This window comes from Vibrio sp. KUL70, assembly GCF_059725515.1.
In genome coordinates, this window is record NZ_AP045835.1 from 958,249 (window position 1) to 979,409 (window position 21,161).

Annotated in this window: 23 protein-coding genes; 13 read left to right on the forward strand and 10 right to left on the reverse strand. The window is 44.3% G+C overall.

From position 1 onward, the window contains the following. Window positions 1-95 precede the first annotated feature (95 nt). Window positions 96-722: an AraC family transcriptional regulator gene (locus AC6I7V_RS18270; protein WP_498011816.1), complete on the reverse strand. Its 627-nt coding sequence runs from the start codon at window positions 720-722 to the stop codon at window positions 96-98. Window positions 723-898: 176 nt separating this feature from the next. On the opposite strand from AC6I7V_RS18270, the gene AC6I7V_RS18275 reads away from it, so the two are divergent. Continuing rightward, a complete protein-coding gene (locus AC6I7V_RS18275) occupies window positions 899-2,005 on the forward strand; it encodes a 1-acyl-sn-glycerol-3-phosphate acyltransferase (RefSeq protein ID WP_255232104.1) in 1,107 nt (368 codons plus the stop codon). 100 nt (window positions 2,006-2,105) lie between these two features. Here AC6I7V_RS18275 and AC6I7V_RS18280 read toward each other — a convergent pair whose 3' ends face one another. Beyond that, complete coding sequence (locus tag AC6I7V_RS18280; RefSeq protein ID WP_498011817.1) at window positions 2,106-2,705, reverse strand: hypothetical protein; 600 nt, start codon at window positions 2,703-2,705, stop codon at window positions 2,106-2,108. A 172-nt stretch (window positions 2,706-2,877) separates the two neighbouring features. On the opposite strand from AC6I7V_RS18280, the gene AC6I7V_RS18285 reads away from it, so the two are divergent. Then, entirely contained in the window at window positions 2,878-3,108 is a 231-nt protein-coding gene (locus tag AC6I7V_RS18285; RefSeq protein WP_498012370.1) for a DUF1496 domain-containing protein, read from the forward strand. 32 nt (window positions 3,109-3,140) lie between these two features. Here the strand turns inward: AC6I7V_RS18285 and AC6I7V_RS18290 are convergent, their stop codons facing one another. Then, window positions 3,141-3,440, reverse strand: a complete 300-nt coding sequence (locus tag AC6I7V_RS18290; protein WP_498011818.1) for a YfcZ/YiiS family protein — start codon at window positions 3,438-3,440, stop codon at window positions 3,141-3,143. Window positions 3,441-3,967: 527 nt separating this feature from the next. On the opposite strand from AC6I7V_RS18290, the gene AC6I7V_RS18295 reads away from it, so the two are divergent. Further along, window positions 3,968-4,429, forward strand: coding sequence for a TetR/AcrR family transcriptional regulator (locus AC6I7V_RS18295; protein WP_255232100.1), 462 nt, complete (start codon window positions 3,968-3,970; stop codon window positions 4,427-4,429). Window positions 4,430-4,465: 36 nt separating this feature from the next. Continuing rightward, window positions 4,466-4,630, forward strand: a complete 165-nt coding sequence (locus AC6I7V_RS18300) for a hypothetical protein (RefSeq protein WP_498011819.1) — start codon at window positions 4,466-4,468, stop codon at window positions 4,628-4,630. A 54-nt stretch (window positions 4,631-4,684) separates the two neighbouring features. On the opposite strand, the gene AC6I7V_RS18305 is transcribed toward AC6I7V_RS18300, so the two are convergent. From AC6I7V_RS18305 to AC6I7V_RS18330, 6 genes are all read right to left on the reverse strand, one after another. Then, window positions 4,685-5,467: a heme ABC transporter ATP-binding protein gene (locus AC6I7V_RS18305; protein WP_498011820.1), complete on the reverse strand. Its 783-nt coding sequence runs from the start codon at window positions 5,465-5,467 to the stop codon at window positions 4,685-4,687. Further along, on the reverse strand, window positions 5,467-6,504 hold the full coding sequence (locus AC6I7V_RS18310) for a FecCD family ABC transporter permease (protein ID WP_498011821.1): 1,038 nt from the start codon (window positions 6,502-6,504) through the stop codon (window positions 5,467-5,469). Before AC6I7V_RS18310 ends, AC6I7V_RS18305 begins: the two co-directional genes overlap by 1 nt. A gap of 31 nt (window positions 6,505-6,535) precedes the next feature. Continuing rightward, entirely contained in the window at window positions 6,536-7,378 is an 843-nt protein-coding gene (locus tag AC6I7V_RS18315; protein ID WP_498012371.1) for a heme/hemin ABC transporter substrate-binding protein, read from the reverse strand. Window positions 7,379-7,566: 188 nt separating this feature from the next. Continuing rightward, window positions 7,567-7,983 (reverse strand): ExbD/TolR family protein, encoded by a 417-nt coding sequence (locus AC6I7V_RS18320; RefSeq protein ID WP_408692845.1) that lies wholly within the window; start codon window positions 7,981-7,983, stop codon window positions 7,567-7,569. 2 nt (window positions 7,984-7,985) lie between these two features. Further along, the gene (locus tag AC6I7V_RS18325; RefSeq protein ID WP_498011822.1) at window positions 7,986-8,675 is read right to left on the reverse strand and encodes a MotA/TolQ/ExbB proton channel family protein; all 690 of its coding nucleotides are present in this window, start codon (window positions 8,673-8,675) and stop codon (window positions 7,986-7,988) included. Between the two features lie 3 nt (window positions 8,676-8,678). Continuing rightward, on the reverse strand, window positions 8,679-9,500 hold the full coding sequence (locus AC6I7V_RS18330; RefSeq protein WP_498011823.1) for an energy transducer TonB: 822 nt from the start codon (window positions 9,498-9,500) through the stop codon (window positions 8,679-8,681). Between the two features lie 161 nt (window positions 9,501-9,661). Between AC6I7V_RS18330 and hutW the strand changes: the two genes are divergently transcribed. From hutW to AC6I7V_RS18350, 4 genes are all read left to right on the forward strand, one after another. Beyond that, the gene (hutW, locus tag AC6I7V_RS18335; RefSeq protein WP_498011824.1) at window positions 9,662-11,071 is read left to right on the forward strand and encodes a heme anaerobic degradation radical SAM methyltransferase ChuW/HutW; all 1,410 of its coding nucleotides are present in this window, start codon (window positions 9,662-9,664) and stop codon (window positions 11,069-11,071) included. Window positions 11,072-11,092: 21 nt separating this feature from the next. Next, the gene (hutX, locus tag AC6I7V_RS18340; protein ID WP_498011825.1) at window positions 11,093-11,614 is read left to right on the forward strand and encodes a heme utilization cystosolic carrier protein HutX; all 522 of its coding nucleotides are present in this window, start codon (window positions 11,093-11,095) and stop codon (window positions 11,612-11,614) included. 115 nt (window positions 11,615-11,729) lie between these two features. Beyond that, window positions 11,730-12,260, forward strand: coding sequence for a heme utilization protein HutZ (gene hutZ / locus AC6I7V_RS18345; RefSeq protein WP_498011826.1), 531 nt, complete (start codon window positions 11,730-11,732; stop codon window positions 12,258-12,260). 137 nt (window positions 12,261-12,397) lie between these two features. Next, window positions 12,398-12,934 (forward strand): cobalamin adenosyltransferase family protein, encoded by a 537-nt coding sequence (locus AC6I7V_RS18350; protein WP_498011827.1) that lies wholly within the window; start codon window positions 12,398-12,400, stop codon window positions 12,932-12,934. Window positions 12,935-12,966: 32 nt separating this feature from the next. Here AC6I7V_RS18350 and AC6I7V_RS18355 read toward each other — a convergent pair whose 3' ends face one another. After that, on the reverse strand, window positions 12,967-13,893 hold the full coding sequence (locus tag AC6I7V_RS18355; protein ID WP_498011828.1) for a chemotaxis protein: 927 nt from the start codon (window positions 13,891-13,893) through the stop codon (window positions 12,967-12,969). Window positions 13,894-14,074: 181 nt separating this feature from the next. Between AC6I7V_RS18355 and ppiC the strand changes: the two genes are divergently transcribed. From ppiC to AC6I7V_RS18380, 5 genes are all read left to right on the forward strand, one after another. After that, window positions 14,075-14,356, forward strand: coding sequence for a peptidylprolyl isomerase PpiC (ppiC, locus tag AC6I7V_RS18360; protein ID WP_498011829.1), 282 nt, complete (start codon window positions 14,075-14,077; stop codon window positions 14,354-14,356). Between the two features lie 20 nt (window positions 14,357-14,376). Continuing rightward, window positions 14,377-16,080 (forward strand): recombinase family protein, encoded by a 1,704-nt coding sequence (locus AC6I7V_RS18365; protein ID WP_498011830.1) that lies wholly within the window; start codon window positions 14,377-14,379, stop codon window positions 16,078-16,080. Window positions 16,081-17,496: 1,416 nt separating this feature from the next. Beyond that, the gene (locus AC6I7V_RS18370) at window positions 17,497-18,066 is read left to right on the forward strand and encodes a recombinase family protein (RefSeq protein WP_498012372.1); all 570 of its coding nucleotides are present in this window, start codon (window positions 17,497-17,499) and stop codon (window positions 18,064-18,066) included. Between the two features lie 258 nt (window positions 18,067-18,324). Beyond that, window positions 18,325-19,872 (forward strand): RNA-directed DNA polymerase, encoded by a 1,548-nt coding sequence (locus AC6I7V_RS18375; RefSeq protein WP_258665396.1) that lies wholly within the window; start codon window positions 18,325-18,327, stop codon window positions 19,870-19,872. Window positions 19,873-20,261: 389 nt separating this feature from the next. Then, entirely contained in the window at window positions 20,262-21,047 is a 786-nt protein-coding gene (locus AC6I7V_RS18380; protein WP_137283079.1) for a DeoR family transcriptional regulator, read from the forward strand. The last annotated feature ends 114 nt before the right edge of the window (window positions 21,048-21,161 follow it).

The following is a 21,161-nucleotide window of genomic DNA, read 5'->3' on the forward strand; positions in this document are numbered from 1 at the left end:
AAAACACGCCGAATTAAAAAAGCCGCGACACTGAGTTACCACATAAAGTTGGACAGTTCGCGGCTTTTTCGTTGTTTGGGCTAACTGATGTCAGCTTATAGCGTATCGCCAAACACCAACATACATAGTTGCTCGAACTCTTCCGTTTGACCCGAGAACAACTCATCAATTACCTTTTCTTTCTTCTGACCAGATTGCATACGTTTTTTCGCTTCACGCATCACCATCACTAAGGTTTGCTCTTGAGATAGTGGTGAGTCTTCAATGTTCCAACGGTTGAAGCGTTGCGATAATTCGCTTTCACACAGCAATGGTTTAAAGGTCAACACTTCCTGCTTAACTACTGCTAACAGCTCTTTACATGTTGAAGACGTATTATTGGTGTCTTTGTTTTTAAATGCTAAGGTCGCTAACTTATCTAATAGAGCTTGTGAAAGTGGTGTTTGGTTAACGTAGCCCGCTTGTTTAGGGAACGCATCGGTCAGGCGTACAGAAAAGTCGACACGGGCGATTTGCGTATTCGGAAAGTAGGTGAGTGAAGTCAAACAATCAAACGGGATCCAAATGCTTTGGTCTGGCTCAATTGCGTGTTCCTGCTTACCGACCTTAATTAAAACTAATCCACTTTCAACGTATACAAGGCTATGTTTTACCGCTTTTTTTCTAGGAGTTATTTCTAGGTGGGAGTAGTGAGCCGATGTGTATTCGATAGCGAAGTTCATAGAAGGTCCTTAGTTTTGCGACCGCTTAGGTTACCGTTAATTTTCTCAGATGCCAACAATAATGCTGGCAAAACTCATGTTTCTGGTCAGACCTTGTCAAAAGTATGGGTTCTGTAGCTGCGAGAAAGCAAAACAATGCGTAGAATGAGCCAGCTTTTTATTAGATGTAGTGAAAAATGACTTCTCAGACCGATCCATATATTGATATCCGTCCTTATAATGACGACGAAATTCCTGCGGCACTTGATCGCTTAATTAATGATGAAGAGTTCATCAGCGCGATCTTAAACTATCGTTTTTCTAACCACGCAGCTTGGTTCCAAGCGATCATGAGCCCAATCTTGCGTGTTTACTTAAAAATGAAGTGGAGTAAGTTACAGAGCGTTGAAGCGATCCAGATCGAAGTGAAGAAATACCTTCGTGATACCTTAGCGAACACAACTAAAGGTGTGACTTACACAGGGCTTGAAGCGTTAGAACAAAATCAGTCTTACCTGTTTGTCTCTAATCACCGTGATATTGCTATGGATCCGGCTTTGGTGAACTATGCACTGCATCAGCAAAACCACAATACATGCCGTATTGCGATTGGTGATAATCTGCTTAAGAAGCCATGTGCAACTGAGCTTATGCGTTTAAACAAAAGCTTTATTGTTAAGCGCTCTTTAAAAGGCCCGCGTGAGATGATGAAAGCGCTTGGCCAACTCTCTTCTTATATCAAGCACTCTCTAGATACGGGCAACTCTATCTGGATTGCGCAGAAAGAGGGGCGTGCAAAAGATGGTAACGACTTTACTGATCCAGCAATCCTAAAGATGTTCCATGTCGAAGGTCGTAAACAGAAAGTTACTTTCGCTGAATATGTGAAATCATTGAAGATTGTACCGGTTGCGATCTCTTATGAAAATGACCCTTGTGATACGGCAAAAGCACTAGAGCTGTTTGAAAAGGACGTTAATGGCTCATACGAGAAAGGTGAATTTGAAGATATCGAAAGCATCATTCAAGGTATTGTGGGCAATAAAGGCCATGTGCACGTTGGCTTTGGCTCTGTGATCGACCAAGATTTTGAGACGCCAGAAGCATTGGCGGAAGAGATTGACCGTCAAATTCACGAGAATTATAAACTGTTCCCTGTCAATCTTCTTGCAGCAGGCAAAGAAGACGACAGCATTACAGAAGCAGTGAAGCGTGAGTTTGAAGAAAAACTATCCAGCATTCCTCAAGGTGCGCATCAGTACCTAATTGATAGCTATGCTAACCCAGTAAAGAACGTCGGTTAAGTTCAGCCTAAGAGTTTGACGGCCAAGGGCAAAACTAAAAAGGAGCGTGATGCTCCTTTTTTGATCGCCTTACATGGCAAAGTCTCAAGCTCCAATGTGACTAGCGCGCTACCGCGCCACCTAGATTCAACGTCGTTGGCCATTTGTTTATGGTATTACCACCAAGATAGATATTGCCATTCACCGTCATCACGTCTGGAAACTGTGTAATCGAAGAACCACCAATATAGAGATTTCCCTCAACCACGATGCCGTTTGGCAGTTCGGTTAGAGGGGTCCGAATCAAACTCAAGTCACCCTTAACACGAAAACCATTCGGTAGTTTTGTCAGAGGAGTATCGGTGAAGTTGATAAAGCCGCCAACTTTGACACCCTTTGGCCAACTCTGGATCTGACTTCCTAGCAAGTTAGCGTAACCTTTGATAGAGGTTCCTGTAGGCACACTTCTGAGCAAGCTATTCGCTGCTTTCAGACTGCCGCCAATTTCTAGTTCTTTCGGCAGTTGTTTGATTGAGGTTTTCTCTATATTTAAATTACCTTTGACAACTAACCCTGCTGGTAGCTCGGTGTAAGGTTTGTTACGCAGGTACAGATTTCCGTAATTGTCGAGATGATTCAATATTTGATAGTGATCGAGAGGTTGGGAGATACTATTTGGTATGGTGAGTAAACACGCAAGCAATGTGACAATTCTGAGCATAATGGCGATCTTCTAACAGAGTTGCGCTTACTATATCGGAAATTGAATACGAGCCCAGAAATATTGCCGATAATTGTTAAATTTAGCCAATTAAACAGAGAGCGAAATATAAGTGAAAAGATTAAATGCAATTCAAGTCATATCTTTGACAGTAATATCGGGTCTATTTGGGATGAATACAAACGTTTACGCCGATAATATTATTTCAGTGCCCGCAAAAAAGGCAGTGATTGTTTCACAAAAGAATACGCACCCAAGGGTCTGCTATTACGATGACAAGACCTATAGTCTTGGGGCCGTTCTGGAAATTTCCGGTGTTGTCATTCAATGTACTAAACAGAATGACTTTGAGACAAATGGCGCACTATCATGGAAAACGCTTGAAAAAAAAGACGAGCAATAGGCTCGTCTTAATCACTAGAGTAGAGTGCGTTATTATCGCGCAATTGAACGTGTTTTCAGTTCAAAGATAATTTTCTCTGCGCTCACTTCAAACTTGAAACGAGTACGCAGTTCGCTAGTTTCTTCTGTTAGCTCTGTTGATTCAAACTCAACGCTGCTTGAAACTTGTTTAGCCAAATCAATGTACTTAGTTAGCTCTGCTTCCATCGCGTCTTTCGAGTTACCGTAGATCACAACTTCTGCTACATCGTCGCCTTCTTTAATGATGAAGCCCATTTCACCTGCACAACCGCAAGCTTCGCACACATCATTAGTGCCAACATCTTGGTTCATAACTAATCCTCTTACAAAATTTGAGGTTATTTTACCGAGCAATTTGATCTGTATCTACAAAAATTAAATCCTTTGGCCTATATCGCATTGGTATGCTATGTTGTTTGTAAAGGAAGTCAATGAGCATGACGTTTTATAAATGTGAATATGGGTGTGATCAATCTCATATTTTTCTGAAAATTAGTGTCATTAATTTGTCAGAACATCATTCAGTTAGTTGCACCCTGAATGATTTTATAAGAGTATCTATCGCTTGATAGTTATTTATATAATGAATTTATTGTTTCGTATTTCATATTCTAAGCAGTTATTTTTACACACTGCTTTAGAACGGTAAGGTGGGTTACGAAGACTAGTTAATAAAGTGCGCAAAGACGCAATGATATAAAACTAGTTGTATAGAGTGCTTTCGTGCTTTTAGGTGTAAGTACTCATGATAAGCCCCTTGCTTGCAGAATGCTGATAATGATTTTCATTCTGACTTCATTTGATGAGTTAGATGGATTTACAAAAAGAAGAGCCTGAATATGCCAAAGCGTAGTAAAGAAGATACAGAAATCACTATCCAGAAAATTATGGATGCCGTAGTTGACCAGTTATTGAGACTGGGTTATGACAAGATGTCCTACACGACGTTGAGTCAACAAACGGGTGTTTCTCGTACTGGTATTAGCCACCACTTTCCAAAGAAGACAGATTTTACGGCAGCGCTTGATGGTCGTATATTCAAAATGTTCATGGAACATATCGATTTTGAAAATGGTCTAGATGCTTTTTCTAAAAGCTGGATCAAAGCCTTGGAAGATGCTGAGTTCTTAGCAATCTTACGTCTGCTGTTCCACCACATCGTTACTTCTGAGAGCGCACATGAGTTCGCTGCAAACGGTATTGACCGCCTGTACAAACTGACTGAAACTCAGTTTGGCGAAACAAGCGGCAAAGAACTAGAGTGGTTAATTGGTAAGTCTCTCATTCAAATGAGCAAATAGTCCACCGAAATAAAGCTCCTCTTAAGGAGCTTTTTTATGCTTGCTGCTTTTGAAACCCATCGTTATTTGGCTCTCACCGTGGTTCCAGAAGCAACGAGGCGGACGATTGAATTTGTTACAAGTAATCATTCGGGATTATCGAAATCTACAGTAACAATATCTATTGTTGAACTGAACAATAGCTTAAATGCACGTGAATGACGTTTTAAGCCTTTAGAAACTAAAAAGAGCACCTTTTGGGTGCTCTTCGTGTTTTTAGCCAGCAGGGTGGACTTGAGGGAAGTTCATCGTAGGGTGCTTTTCAATAATACTTCGATAACCATAGACCTCTTCAACCATCTCAGGTGTTAGTGCGTCCCAGGGGGGCCCATCACACACTAATTGCCCATCTTTCAGCACTAATAAACGATCCGAATACTGCGCGGCTAGGTTTAAGTCGTGTAACACCACAATCACCGCTGCGTTTTGTTCGTCTGCCATTTTGCGCGCAACTTTCAATGTGTTGTGTTGATGAGCGAGATCGAGTGCCGAGGTGGGCTCGTCCAGCATCAATACAGTCTGAACACCTGAGTGATGCAGTTGAGTCAACACCCTCGCTAAATGCACGCGCTGCTTCTCACCACCAGACAGTGATGGGTAGAGACGATCAGCTAGGTGAGACACGTCTGCCGTATTCATCTTTTCTTGTGCGATTTTAGTCACTGCTCGGTTAGATTCTTGCAATGGAATACCGCCAAGTTCTACGACCTCGTTTGCAAGGAATGGGAAAGTGAGCGTACTGTGTTGTGGGAGCATTGCCACATGTTTCGCTAGCGTGCTCGGTGACCAAAGGGCTCTCTCTTGGCCAAAGTACTCGATGTGACCTTGGCTTTCGATTTCTTGGCACAATGCTTTGAGCAAGGTGCTTTTTCCAGCACCATTAGGGCCAAGAAGTGTTGTCACTTTTCCCGCTTCAATCTCAATGGATACATTATCGAGAATTACTTTACTACCAAACTTTACATGGATCTCGCTGGCTTTGATGGCTGGGGAGTGCATTACAGAATCCTCCCTTTTTGTTGAAATAGTAGATATAGGAAAAACGGTGCGCCGATAATGGCCGTTACGATCCCTACCGGCAGCTCGGCTGGTGCCAGTACCACACGCGAGAACATATCAGCGGCTGTCAGCAATAGTGCGCCTAGGACTGCAGATAGAGGGAGCAGTACACGGTGGTCAGGACCTGCAAGCATGCGACCAAGATGAGGAATCACTAAGCCAATGAATCCAATCATGCCTGAGAGACTAACGGTAATACCCACACCTGCAGCTGTTAGTAAGATCAACTGGCGTTTTAGTTTCTGAACGGGAATACCCAAATGTTGCGCTTCTGACTCACCAAGGAGAAGTGCGTTTAGCGACATCGCTTGGCGATAGAACAAGATAAACAGCACAACCAAGGTCATAAGAGCCAATACAATCCCAGACCATTTAGCGCCTGCCAATGAACCCATTGACCATAATGAGAGATCTCTAAGCATTTGATCGTCAGCTAGGAAGTTTAAAAAGCCAATACCAGCACCGGAAAGGGCACTGATCGCCACACCTGCCAGCAGCATGATGGTCACGGAAGTTCCGAACTTACCTGTACCTAGCTTATAAACCAAGAGTGTCGTTAATGCGCCGCCAAGAAAGGCGAACACTGGTACTGCTGCAAAGTTCATGAAACCTGGGTAGTTAAGGCTCAACTCAGAGAACATAACGATAGCCAATGCTGCCCCTAATGCCGCTCCTGCGGAAACGCCAATGATTCCCGGCTCTGCGAGTGGATTTCGAAACAGCCCCTGCATCACTGCGCCACATAGCGCCAATATGGCACCAATCACCATGCACAGAATGGTTCGTGGCAATCGAATTTCTTGGATCACCAGATTGATGTGAGGCGCGAGTTCATTGTTTGGATTAAACAAGCTTGCCGCACTGTCGCTCAAGCTAATGTTCATTGGTCCAACAGTAATCGAAAACAGAGCAATGAAGACTAGGGCGATACCAAAGCCTACCATTGATGTTTTTAAAGGTATGGTTCTTAACAGCATAATGAGAGCCTTAAACTAAACGCACAATCAGTTATTGTGGATAAATACGTGCGTTTAAACGTTTTGCTTCGGCAAGACTTGCTAAGCCAAGACCACCAACTAGTGCGCTACCGTTGACGGTGATGATCTGCTTATTCATACCCGCTGGCGTAGCCGCTAGCATTGGTAATGAATTCAAAATAGCGTCTGCTCCGCCCATTTTTTGGTAGCTACGGCCACTGACAAGAATAACGTCTGGTTGCATCTCAACCATAGATTCCATAGATAGTGGTTTATAAGACGTTAAGCTTTCAGCCGCTGGGTTAATACCACCCGCAAGCTCGATGATCGCGTTTGGAGTGGTCTCACTGCCAGCAACATTGGCTGGTCGACCTTCGTGAATCAATAGAAACAGAACTTTCTTAGCTTCGTTTTGAGGAACTTGGTTCGCTTTAAGCGCAGCGATCTTCTTACTTACTTCTTCTTTGACCGCTGTCGCGTTCTCTTGCGTGTGAGTGATCTTTGCGATTTGGTCGATACGCTTAAGTAGACCATCTACGCTTGCTTCTGTGTTAACGATTTCAACAGCAACACCTGCTGATTTGAGTTGAGAAATTGCCGTATCTGGACCCATTTCATCAGAGCCGATCAGAGTGGTCGGTTGCAGAGCAATAAGCCCTTCTGCTGATAGATTACGGTGGTAGCCAATTTTAGGAAGTTTGTCTGATTGCGGGAAACGGCTAGTAACATCAATTGCGACCAGTTGATCGTCGGCGCCAAGAGCTAATACAAGTTCCGTGACAGCACTACCGGCACTGATAATACGTTGTTGGTGCGCATCGTCGGCTGCAATCGCTGAATGAGTCGCGAGAGAGAAACCTAAAAGCGCTGCCATCGAAAGTAGCCCCTTCTTAAGCGGCTTTTTGACTGAGTGATTGTGATTGAGCTCTTTAATTGTATTCATAATTCTATTCTTATTGTCTGTTTTTGTCGGTCCGCATATTTGGCCGACATGATTTGAAATGTTTACAAGGCGTAGATTGGTGCCCACGCCTTTGAAGCTTTCCGTTTAACGTCGGCTGCTTATTCGCCTTCAGTCAGCAGTTGCGTTGCAGGGATACCGTTGTCCTGTAGGAAGGAGAGCAACTTAACGAGGTTCTGCACATCCGCGGTTTTGTCCGCACCAATGATGATTGGCTTTTTGCTATCACCAGAACCGACTTCTTCAAGTAGCGCCAACTTAAAGTTCTCCCAATCAATGTACTCTTTGCCGTTGATTGCCCAGTAGGGTTCGCGGTTAAGCAGGTTTACGCTGATCGAGTCTTTGTGCACCTCAGACACATTGCTGCTGTCATTACTCGGTAACTCAACGTCCAATGACTCCAACTTCACGGAAGCAGTAAGAAGCAAGAACACCATTACGATAAAGATGATGTCCAAAAGAGGTGTCAGATCAGGCGTTAAGCTTGATGCATTGTGATTCTGAGAGACTTTGATCATGACTAGCGCGCACCTTCCGTTGTAGCGGTCTGCTGTGATGCGGTAACTTGAGTCGTGGTTGGTTGCATCGACATACCCTCTAGCCACACGTTGACGTAGTTCAGAGTGTGCTCCAATTTAGCCAATACTCTGTCGGCCCATAGACCTAGCAGTTGTGCACCTGAAATCGCAGGAAGAGCGATGATCAAGCCTGCCGCGGTGGTGCGCATTGCAAGACCAAGTCCATCGGCTAGATCATTGGGTGTGATACTGCCTGTTGTGGCAGCAACGCCTTTAAACATCTCGATTAAACCAAGAACCGTACCCAGTAGGCCGATCAGTGGGCTGATAACGCCGATCAACCCCAGTAGTCGTAACCCCGCATGTAGCTGGTGGCGTTTCTCTTGAAGCCAGATCCCCGCAGCGTCTTCACGTAACCCCTTAGAAAAAGAGTGATGAGCCAGCACCATCGAAACACCTTTATAGAGCAGTGGGCGCTTATTGGACAAATTTACAGCGAGTGTTTCAATTTGATGAGTGTCGGTTGGAGAGATCTGGTGAAGCTCCTTACGAATAGCGCGACGTCCAACACCGATACTTAACATCACTTGGAAAATACGCTCAACGATGATCATTGCAGTAAGCGCTGAGCAGATAAGCAATGGCCACGTCATTAGGCCTAATTGCTCTTGTAAATAACTGATTTGTTGCATGTCTTAGTCCAACTTAAAACGAACAGGTACTTGTACACGGTGAGCGATTGCTCGACCATTTACGGTGTGTGGTGAAAATTGCCATTTTTTGATTGCGTCGAGTGCGGCCTTATCGAGAAGTAGCGCACCTGAAGAGTTCACTAACGCTTGCTTAACTTGCTTGCCGTCTTCATCAAGCCAAATCTCATAAGTCGCAACCCCTTCAACGCCACGGCGTCTCGCTTGTCTTGGGTATTTAGGCGGCACCGGTCGAGCACTGAAACTTGGTTTAGTGATTAATATTGGCTCTACATTCGTTACACCTTGGTTTACGGGCTGCGGCTGCGCTTTATTCTGTTCGCTACGTTCGACTTTTTTTTCGGCGATTTTCTTGTCAGGTTGTGGCTTAACCGGCTCAGGTTTCTTTTCTACCACTTTTTTTTCTATGGGCTTTTTCTGTACAGGTTTTTTCTTTACCTGTTTTTCAACTGGCGGTTTAGGTTCAGGCTTTTTGACGAGATCTTTTTTTGGCTCAGGTTTTGGCTTGTTAGTGATTGCTTCTTTTTTCGGCTGAACCTTTTTCGGTTCTGCTACTGGAGGTGGTGTGGGTTCTACAGGCGTTTCTGTTATTTCAGGTTCAGGAGTGACTTCTGATTCAACGGGTTCGGTGACCGTTTTTTCACGTTTCACGGACCGTTGAGTTTGTGGCTTAAAGTTAAGAGCAACAGTTTTAGATTCTGCGCCAGCTGGCATAGCAAATACCTTTGATTCTTGCGCGACAAACAACAACGCAGCATGAATCACCAATGAGGCTCCCCCTGCTATGACATACCTTGGAACGTTCACAATTAACCCTTCACCTAAACGAAAATCTAATACCGATTATTGCTTAGAATCTAAATAAGATCAATTATCAATTGCATTATCATTTCAGGCTATTTATGATTCTCTCAGTTTTTAGCGAATAGTCTTCCAAGCTTGGCTCGGTAAGCGTTTAGGTAATTTATATGACTCTCGATATTTATAAATTTGACCAATCTATTTTGGGTGTTTCAACGCCAGCCTCGCTGCGTTTTGCGTTTGCAAAAAAGCACTCGGCACACGCTGGTGGAAGTGCGACTCCCATTGCTCAAGATAAGAAGTTGAATTTGTTCGACGAATTGATGCTAAAAGAAGGAAAGAAACAGGATAAACGTTGTTTGTATATCCACATTCCTTTTTGCCGAGTACGTTGTACTTTTTGTAATTTTTTCCAGAACGCTGCTAGCCGCAAACTTGTTGACGATTATTTTGAAGCCTTGCTTTTTGAGTTGAAGCAAAAAGCAAAAACACCTTGGGCTCAATCTGGCCTTTTCCATGCGGTTTACATTGGTGGAGGCACTCCGACGGATTTGTCTGCAATGCAAGTTGAGCTGTTGGGCAAAGCGATTCGTGAGCATTTCCCATTAGCGAACGATGTGGAAATGACTCTCGAAGGGAGAATTAACCGTTTCAGTGATGAAATGTTTGACCGAGCGCTAGAGGGTGGCTTTAACCGATTCTCTTTTGGAATTCAAAGCTTCAATACCAAAGTCCGTCGCAGCGCAAAAAGACTAGATGATCGCGAAGTGGTTCTAGAGAGAATCAGCTCATTAAGTAAAACTGAGCAAGCCCCAATCGTACTCGACTTACTTTATGGTTTGCCACACCAAACCATGGATGTGTTTGAGCAAGACTTGCACGATTACATATCGACTGGCGCACACGGTATTGACCTATACCAACTGATCGTGGGTGGTGATGCACCAATGCTGAACTTGGTTGATAAAGGTAAGATTCCGCCTCCTGCGACAACCCCTGATAAAGCAAGCATGTATTTGGCTGGCGTCGAGTTTATGGAAAAACACAAAGTTAAGAAACTCAGTGTGAATCATTGGGCTCGTGACAATCGTGAACGCAGTATCTACAACAGCTTAGCTAAGACATACGCCGAAGTACTGCCTGTCGGTTGTGGTGCCGGTGGTAATGTTGGTGGTCACGGCATCATGCAACATCGAACGCTAGAGACTTACATGGACTCGGTTAAGCGTGGTGAGCGTCCAATCGCCATGATGACCAAGCAAAGCGAACTTGAACCTATTTTCTCTTCACTGAAAGCGGGTTTTGATTCCGGAGTTGTACGCAGAAGCCTACTGGCGACCTTCATGGGACAAGACACGTTTGATTATTTAAAGCCTCTATTTTCGCATTGGCAAAGTAACGGACTGGTCGAATTGTCTGAAGACTACTTAACTTTAACCATTGCAGGCAGCTTTTGGGCTGTGACATTAGTGCAAAGCGTTATTCAAGTTTTGAATGTGGATTACTTTGAAGCGAATCCACAAGCAAGACAGTCGCGTCCTGCTCATCACCCTCATGCTGTAAAGAAACACGCATAATTAATAATGGAAATGAATTCAATGACAGATACAACGGTAGAGATGATCGAAACATTAGAGCAAAGCGTCGCTCATATTCTCGAAGAAGAACCCAAGCTACTCCCTACAGCTATTGCTGAAAAGCTGAACGTGACAGAAGCAGAAGTCGTCGCTGCACTCCCAGGCGATATGTCTGTGATGCTAGACGGCTCTCGTGCTCAAGAGATCCTTGAAGGTCTTGTTGGTTGGGGCCCAGTAACGACGATCGTTCACTCGTTCGGTTCAATCTTTGAAGTTAAAGCGCCTTTCCCTAAAGGTAAAGTGGCTCGTGGTTACTACAACCTAATGGGCAAAGAGGGCGAGCTTCATGGTCACCTTAAACTAGACAACGTTAAACATGTGGCGTTGGTGAGCAAACCATTCATGGGGCGCGAGAGTCACTACTTTGGTTTCTTCAGCGAGACTGGCGAAAACATCTTTAAGATTTACTTAGGCCGTGATGAGAAACGTGAGCTTATTGCTGACCAAGTAGAACGCTTCAACGCGTTGAAAGCGCGAGGCTAATTATCATGTTTCGCGACTTGAGATAAGCAACGATTAGAGCGAGCCAAGAAGAGACATCGGAGTTTCTCCTTGGCTAAGAATATAATAATTTAGAGAAAGTAAATAAGGAATCACCATGGAACAGCAAGTAAAACAAGAACGTCTTCAAGGCCGCTTAGGTCCAGAGATCAAAGAGTTTCGTCAAGAGCGTCGTACGCTACAGCTGGCTACTGTTGATGAAGAAGGTCGCCCAAACGTGAGCTATGCGCCGTTCGTTCAAAACCAAGAGGGCTATTTTGTTTTAATTTCTGATATTGCACGTCATGCCCGTAACCTAAAAGCGAACCCGAACGTGTCTTTGATGATGATTGAAGACGAAGAGAGCTCAAAGCAGCTTTATGCGCGCAAGCGTCTCACGTTTGATGCAACGGCATCAGTCGTTGAGCGTGAGAGTGAACTTTGGACTCAAGTTATCGCACAAATGAAGGACCGTTTTGGGGAGATCATTGATGGTCTAAGCCAACTTCAAGATTTCTCACTGTTTAACCTTAAAGCTGAAAACGGCCTGTTCGTTAAAGGCTTTGGTCAAGCATACCAAGTATCTGGCGATGATCTAGTGGACTTCGTTCACCTACAAGAAGGTCACAAAAAAGTACCGAACGAATAGTCTGAACTTTTGCTTGATTGGTAAATGGCTCTCGCTTGTGGTGAGGGCCTTTTTTATGCGCCTAAGGTTGGGTTTATGTTTGCTTTTGCCAAGGTATTATCTAATAGTGTGCGCGAGATACCTATTAGGAGCATTAAGTGAAACCAGTAAGCCGAGATTGGGATGAGTTCTGTTATCCGTTTATTTACGAAGAGAGTCCAGCGTGCGACTTTGAGATCCTTTCCGATGAGCTTTGTTGTCGCATAGGCTTAGTTCTTACCATGGATCTCGAACCACAGGTTCGCGACGTATTAACTCGCCTGCAGCCGAATGTTTATCACTTGAATGGTTCGGTTCGAGGAAAGCTGGCAATCACTGAGTTAGAGTTGAGTGAACTTAAAGTCGACTATCATGCGATACGTGAGCGTTTAGAGGGCGGTTTCTCAGGGTTTGTATTGCCGGGAGGTTGCCGAGTTGCCAGTGAGTTGCACTTAGCGCGTTGCCAAGCAAAGAAAGTGGTCAGAGCGCTGGTGGCGATCGAACACAGCGGCAAAAAATCACCTGCTGATATCTTGTTCAAATACGCCAACTTAGTTGCCAATACTCTTTATGCTTTAGCGTCGCTAACCAATTTCATCGAAGGTGTGGAAGAGGTAGAATTTGTGAGTAAAAGCTACACAATGCCGAAGAAATAAAACTCAGGATAGCGATGGGCTGATTTCCACCGTTAAATCGTAATTTGCTGCTTTTTAGGTGCCTTTTCTAACGATTTTGCGCCTTTAAGCATCGCTTCGATCAGTTCACCTGCATTGAACTTTTCTAGCGCTTCGTGTGCACCTACCTGCTGAGCTCTATCCACACAGATTTCACTCGACAGTGAAGTATGCAAGATACAGTAAGCGTGGCGCAGCGAATCATCATTTTGCACTTCAAACGCAAGTTCATAGCCATCGAGTCCAGGCATCTCGATATCGCTTACCAGAAGGTCTATCGCGTGCCCACGTTGCGCTTGTTCACGCATCATTTTCAGCGCGTCCATACCATTATTGCAGATGCTATAAGGAATATTGATGCTATCTAGTGCATCAGAGAGCTGTTTTCTGGCGATGAGTGAATCATCAACCAAAAGAATATTGAGCGCTTTGAGCCGTTCACGTTCAACGTCTGTCAACATTGGGATCTGAGCGTTCTCATATTCTGGGTAGATTTTTGATAGCAGTAGTTCGACATCCAGCATCTGTACGATGCGATCTTGATAGCGTGTAATACCAGTCACAAACACATTTTGACCAACGCTTGACGGCGGCGATTCGATACTACGCCAATCACACTCGATGATTTTATCAATAGAACGGACTAAGAAGGCAACAACGGTTCTCAAGCAGTCTGTGACGATCAAAACACAGCTTTGGTACTCTTGAGGTGAAATTGGACGAAAGCCTACCGCAGCCGACATATCAATGACAGGAACAGTCAGATTACGAATAGTGACAGTCCCGATAACATGGTGGTGTGAGTAGGGCAGCTGAGTCATTGGTTGAAAAGGAACGATCTCTCTCACTTTCAACGTGCCGATTGCAAAACTCTGAGTCAAAGATAGCTTAAACATAAGCATCCCCTGAGACTGGCTCGCCTTACTGATCGTTTTCGCCATTGTTGTCTCCTGATTTCGTCGTTGTTTTTTTATTTATAAAAAGCAATGTAAAGGGAATCACGCACTGCGGCAAGGGACTTAATCAATTTTACCCTTGTTTTGGGCTTAGCTTAGCTTAATGAAGTGAAGAATGGTCAGTCTTGAGTTAAAATCACCACATCGCAACACAATGAGAAAGATCATGGCAAGAACCGCAGCAGCGCTTCATATTTTAGTGAAGCATAAAGAACAGGCAGAAGACATCATTAAGCAACTGAAAAAAGGTGCTAAATTTCAGACTCTTGCTAAGAAGTATTCAACCTGCCCATCAGGTAAAAAAGGCGGCGACTTAGGTGAGTTCAAAAAGGGCCAAATGGTGCCTCAGTTCGATAAAGTGTGCTTTACCGGAGAAACACTCGTACCTCACTTAGTGAAAACCAAATTTGGTTGGCATGTAGTCAAGGTACTCTATCGCATTCCCTAAACAACAGACTGAGGCCGAATGTGATAGTAGCATACAGTTATACGCGACTGTCAACGGAGAAACAGCTTAAAGGCTACGGTGCGACCAGACAGCAAGAAGCAATTCAAGCAGTTTGTGATGCCCGTGGTTGGACTTTAAGTGATAAGAACTACAGTGACTTAGGGGTTAGTGCTTGGAAAGGCTCTAACCGTCACACTGGTGCTCTAAGTGAGTTTATCCAGTTAGCTAAGAGTGGGGGTGTTGAGCCTCACTCTGTTCTCATCGTTGAAAATATAGACCGCCTATCAAGACAGGAAGTTAATGAGTCCATCAGGTTAATGCTTGAACTTATTGACCTCGGTGTCTCCATCTTTACGCTAAGTGACCAGCGACTCTACACCAAAGACTCCGACAACCAAATGGTTGACCTCATGGTATGGGCTATGACGGCTCAGCGTGCTCATGATGAGTCCGAGATGAAGAGCAAGCGCATTCGTGATGCTAAGAGCAGGAACAAAGACAAGATGCGCCAAGGTGTCATCGTCTCCCGAAAGTGTCCTGAATGGCTCACCGTGTCAAATGACAAAACTCACTTCATCATAAACGAGGACGTAGCTCAAATCGTCCGAGATGTCTTTACGTGGTACGCAGAGGGTATGAGCCTTAAGCCTATTGCTGTAAGACTGAATGAGTTAGGAGTCCCATACTGGGGTAAGTCTAAGAGCTGGACACATACGACTGTTCGTAATCTTCTAAATAAGAAATCAGTCATTGGCATCATGCAGCCTTTGAAGCGTGAGAATGGACGAGATGTACCTGACGGAGGTGAGGTTCAGGACTATTATCCTGCAATCATATCGAAAGAACTCTATGCTCAGTGTCATACCTTGAAGTCAAGCAAGGCAACATCGCAAGGACGTCATTCAAACGGTGCTATGGTGAACTTGTTCAAGGGTCTTCTGAAGTGTTCTTGTGGTTCTGGGTTAGCTTTGAATAGCTCGACAGTTAAAGGGGTGACATACCGTAGCCTCCGTTGTTCTCAGTTGCGCTCTTCGGATTGTGTGGCTAAGAATTGGCACTATAAGGCGACTGAAACAATCACAATGCTTGCGTTACGCCAACTTGACTGGGAGACATCTAGCTCCACACATGTTCAGACTTCAAAGCAACACCTTGAGGAGGCGTTAAGTCTTGCTATGGTTGAGCTTGAGCAGGTGTCTAGGGAAACTGAGAATGCGCTAGAGGCTCTGCTACTTCTACCCACCAGCAAAGCTCTGGCGGAGAGACTTAATGCAGCAGAACAGAGAAAGGCAGGTCTTGAAGAGTCTGTATGTCAGCTAGAGTCTCAGATACACGCAGAGGACATTAAGCTCTCAGCTATGCGTGACCACATTGACGAGATACAGCAAGTGCTGGAAGACGTTGGTAACGATGAAGACTCCAGATACCGAGTGAATGCTCTTCTCAATAGAAGATTAGAAAGCATAACTCTTGGTCAAGCTGATTATTATGAGACACAGAAGCTCATTGAGTTCCAAGACGCAGAGTTCCAAGGCTTTATCGACATCAAGTTGACTACCGGAGAGACTAAGCGTGTTGAGGTGGTCTCGGGCTATGAGCAGAGCTTTGAGTGGGTAGACGGTGCATTCACTGAGTTCGTGATAGAGCATGATAAGTACAAGCAGAAGAGACTGGCAGACAAGGAGAATGAGGCTGATAAAGTCCTAGAAGAATTCTACTCTTAAAAAGACATTATCCTTTCATCACACCTAGGCTGTCTTAAGGCTTATTGCTTAAAGATTGACCGAAAGTTCCAAGGAACCCAAGCTATATAGGGCGCACACACTGGGTTCCTTCCTCCTGATTAAACTTTGCGCAAAAGTTCCAAGAGACCCAAGCTATATAGGGGACACCCACATTGAGTTCTTACTCTTAGTCAGCTCGAAGACCCTCACTATTTCAGTGTCTTGCTTCGAGTTCAAATAAGACTTCCTTATCTATGTTCAACTGAAGAAGATTATTCTTCTTATAGGATAATCAATACAGTAAGAGCTTAGTGTCTCCTATGTACATAGGTCTAACACTAAGTCGGCTCTAAGTAGTATTTGCTTTAAGGAGACAGAAGAAATAGGAAGTCTTGCAGTAAGGAATTTTGTGTTAACTCAAAGTAGGGACTCAATGGCGAACTCAGGGCAGGAACTTGTTGGTGTCTCTTATAGCTTGGGTCTCTTGGAAGTTTTGCTTGTTATTTGACCGTTAGTGGCTGTGCTACGGATAACGAACATTGTTCCTTGTGAAATCTAAAGGTCTTTGGTTATGACAGTCTTCCAGATTTTACGAGAGGAACTGCTAATGGGTATTTAAAATTGAACACCTTTGGTCTTCTCATCGACTTTCTGGGTATATCAAAGACCCTAAATGAAAATACTGTTAAAAATTTAAGCGCAATATGTAGATATACGATTTCGTCCCTATCTCCCCCATACGCCCTTTGGGGTACACCCATGCTCGACTTGCGGGGGATGGGCTTGCTTATTGAAGAATGTTGACGGGGAGGTGGTAGACAACCTGACACTGGGCTAGACACAGCGTTGATGTTACTCGTTTCTGGGTATGTCTTCCTATAAATCACTAAGCCCCTAGCCTTACCTATGCATCTTAAGGATATAACCAATGCTTACGCCCATTGTTTAGATTAAGGGGGACATCATTCCTATCCTGAGTATTTACAAAGGGCACTCACTTAACGAGCACCCTTGGTGTAACAAAGGCTAAAGCACAATGTCATCCTCTATTTAATGGCAGTGTCTCATAAGTACACCTTTGGAGACTGTCTCATCGGTCTGTCTTTTTGTGTCTCAAAAGGTTGACTTTTAATTTCGGACACTGTTAATCTAAAAGCTCTTAGAGATTATGAGACACATTAAGAGACACACATCATGGCTGCATACTTCAACGCTAACCAAATCAAAGCAGGCTCACCATTAACTATCACTCTGGACAATGACCTAGTGGTTGTACTTGAGAAGCTACCTACTGGCTCACTCACTGCTACAAACGAATGGACAGGAGAGTCTTTCTGTTGTGGTGCGTCTCATGCTCGCAAGTATCTGGAAGAGTGGGAGAGTGCGGAGTCTTCTAACTCTTTAGACGAGAAGAGTATTGAGACACATGGCTCCAGAGGGCAGAACGTAGGTTATATCCGTGTTTCCACTGTAGACCAAAACACTGCGCGACAGCTTCAAGGAGTAGAGCTTGACCGTGTGTTTGAAGAGAAGTTATCAGCGAAGACAGTCGAGCGTCCTGAACTTCAGGCTTGCTTAGAGTACCTACGAGCTGGAGACACTCTACATATTCATAGTCTTGACCGTGTCTGCCGTTCTGGTGCTGGAGACGCCGTCACACTGGTAGAACAACTCACAGAACGCAACGTAAGCATTGTATTCCATAAAGAGGGTATGCGCTTTGACGGAGAGCTTACAGCCGCTCAGCGTGGCGTTCTGGGCATTCTAGCGAGTGTTGCTCAGATGGAACGAGAACTTATTAGAGAACGACAGCGAGAAGGCATCGCAGCAGCCAAGGCTGAGGGTAAACACTTAGGACGCCCTAAAGCTACGACAGCTACTCGCGAAGATGTTGAGCGTTTAAAAGGAGAGGGGTTAAGCATGGTAGCAATTGCAAAGCGTCTGGGAGTTGGTCGAGCGACAGTCTATCGACTGCTTGATAACTGATTAGCCGAATTAGATATACATTGAGCCTCACATCGTGGGGCTTTCTGGTATGTGAGGACTTGTACACGCCTGCCTTTATGTTGACCCTATGTTCCCGCTTATTTTACTGGGCGTCTATCTTCGCTCTCATTCCCTGCCTTTTCATGTCTTGATTGCCTAGATATTTGAGCTTTAACTCGTTTTGATAATGCAATATGAGACATTGCTACTGAATGAATATTAAAGTGTGTCGGTATTTTCAAGTTCGAGACCAGAATCATGACTTTAGTAACAGAAATGACAGCGGAAGAAGCTAAAGATTTTTTTCTTAAGCACGAGAGTTATTGTAGCTTCCCACTACCAATCTACTTCGACTTCGAGCCACTCCTAGAGGCTGTAAGTGCCGACCTAAATCAAAAACCAAACGGCATCAAAGATATTGGTTACAAAGACGCATGTAACTTTGAGGGTGCCAACTATACCTTACAGACAAACAAAGACGGTCACTACTCATGGCGTCCCTTTGAGTTAATCCATCCAGCTATATACGCTCACTTAACCCATGAAATTACAAAAGATGATGAATGGGAACAGTTGGTACAAAGGTTCGATGAGTTCCAAGGTAATGAGAAGATTGTTTGTGTCAGCCTACCTAGGGAGTCAGACGATGAAGACACTTCTGATACCGCTGAAACAGTAAATGGTTGGTGGCGAGATGTAGAGCAAGAGTCAATTAATAAGGCTCTTGAGTTCAAGTACCTTTTCACAACTGATATTGCTAGTTTTTATCCGTCTATCTACACGCATTCGATTCCTTGGGCTATTCACACCAAAGAAGTCGCTAAGCCTATACGAGGTGTCAATGCCAACCTTGGAAACCGTATAGATTATGCCCTACGACAGATGCGCTGGGGTCAGACTAACGGTATTCCTCAAGGCTCCGCTTTGATGGACTTTATTGCGGAGATTGTCCTTGGGTATGCTGATGAATTGCTAGGAGAGAAGCTGGATGATGAGGGCATCGACGACTATCACATCATTCGATACCGTGATGATTACCGTGTCTTCACGAACAGTAAGGAGGACGCTGAGGCGATAGCTCGCCATCTTACGGTTATCCTACAGGGTCTTGGTTTACAGCTTAATGCGTCTAAGACTTCTTTATCTGAGGACGTCATCTTCAACTCTATGAAGCCTGATAAACAAGAGGCTTTGATGGTGTTTGGTAAGACAGTGGCAGCTACCACTATCCAGAAGACGCTCTTAAAGCTCGCTATTTTCTCTAGGAAGCACAAGAACTCGGGTCAATTAGATAGATACCTTGCGAAGATAAACAAGCGCCTTGAGCGAATGAAGAAGCTGAAAGAAGATGTCCGTCCTATAGTCAGTATCATTGCAGACATGATGCTCCATAACCCAAGAACCTTTGCTTCTTGTGCGTTGGTCTTGAGTAATGTTCTAAGGTTCGTTGAAGAAGATGACGAGAAGATTGAGCTGATAGAGTTAGTAAAAGACAAGTTCGAACCGATCTTGGGTACTGGGATTTTAGATATCTGGTTGCAGCGTATTTCATACCATATTAATGACGACATTCAGTACCGTGAGACGCTTTGTTCCATTGTGTCTGGCTTACATGCAGACCCTCACGAGCAGGTATGGAACTCGGAGTGGATAACAGATAACAACTTCAAGAATGTCATCATGGCAACACCTTTTGTTGATGAGGATGAGCTTGAAGCGTGTGAGCCTGTAATCCCTGAAGATGAGGTTGTTCTGTACCCTTATGACATCGACTTTGATGATGAGGAAGAAGAGGAAGAAGATTAAGTTGAACTGGTAGCTACACAGCGTTCATATAAGAGCGGGTCTCCCACAAAGAGGCTCGCTTTTTTTCGGCATGAATAAATACTGCGTTTATGGCTATTTTACTTTTGCTCACTGTTAACAAACTTCACTAAGTTACCCCTTTAAGAAGAATGTTTGAGTTCATGATTGATAATACTCTGTTGCAAAGAGCTATTACTCCCACCCTTTAAGAGAAAGACAAACAATTCCCACTAACGACTAGTGAAAAGTTGATTGCTTTATCGTGACAGTGTCTCTTTTTCACCCATAAAAAAAAATCAACCCAACGCTACGAACTCTTCTAGCTAACTGACTAAGTGAGCCGATAGGTATCTCTTCGTCACCATTACGAATCCTAGAGAACGCCACAAATGAAAGACTATGAATACTATGCCATGCAACTTGAAATGGTAGGCGACATCGCGTCTACAGAACTGAGCGAGAAACGACAGTGCTCTAATTATTCACTTACGGCTATAGACCGCTCGCGTTTTACGCAGAAAGAGGAATACGCTTATCGAAAACGTCAGCGAGAGTTGATGGGGCAATCTACGCCATATAGCTATGAGAGCGTATTACCAATCAAGGAATTTAAGTCAGTGCATGATGCTCTTCGCCACTGTTATCAATTACGCGATTTACCAGAGTTTGCATGCGACGTGAGTTCTGGAGAGTGTTTCGATATCCGCCAGGTCTTTAAAGATGCAGCTCGGAGGCACAGTGTCCCGTCAATTCACTTGTTCAGTCTTTGGAAGAATGAAAGGAACCAAGACAAAAAGGTTTTATCTGAAGCGTTGAATGCTCGCCAGATTGCTATCTATGGGCAACCAATGAGTAAGTCTCACGTTGAGAACTACTTCTACGCGATCTGTGAGATTCAGAGCAGGCTAGCTAAACACCTCCGCATTCCACTTCGTAAGCCAGATTTAGACCCTCAAGCACTCCCTCAGCGTCTACGTTACAGCTATCAAGTGCTCAGGGAGAACCAAGGAGACAGACATCGAATGATTGTGTCTTTATCAGACGTATGCGAGATGTTAAATGTCTCAGACAAGACTGTCCGTTCTTACCTGAAAAAGCTATCAAACTTAGGGTACATCTTGTGTCTTGGTGGAGGCTCAAAAGCTAATTATTCCATCACCGTTTATGTACCTTGAGCATCAAATTTAACTCCACTAAGACCTTATTAGATTGAACCTCTAGGCGCTTATGCCATGTGGCGTGGCGTCTTAGGGGCGTCTAGGGGTTTATCCTAATGAGAACGCCACAAA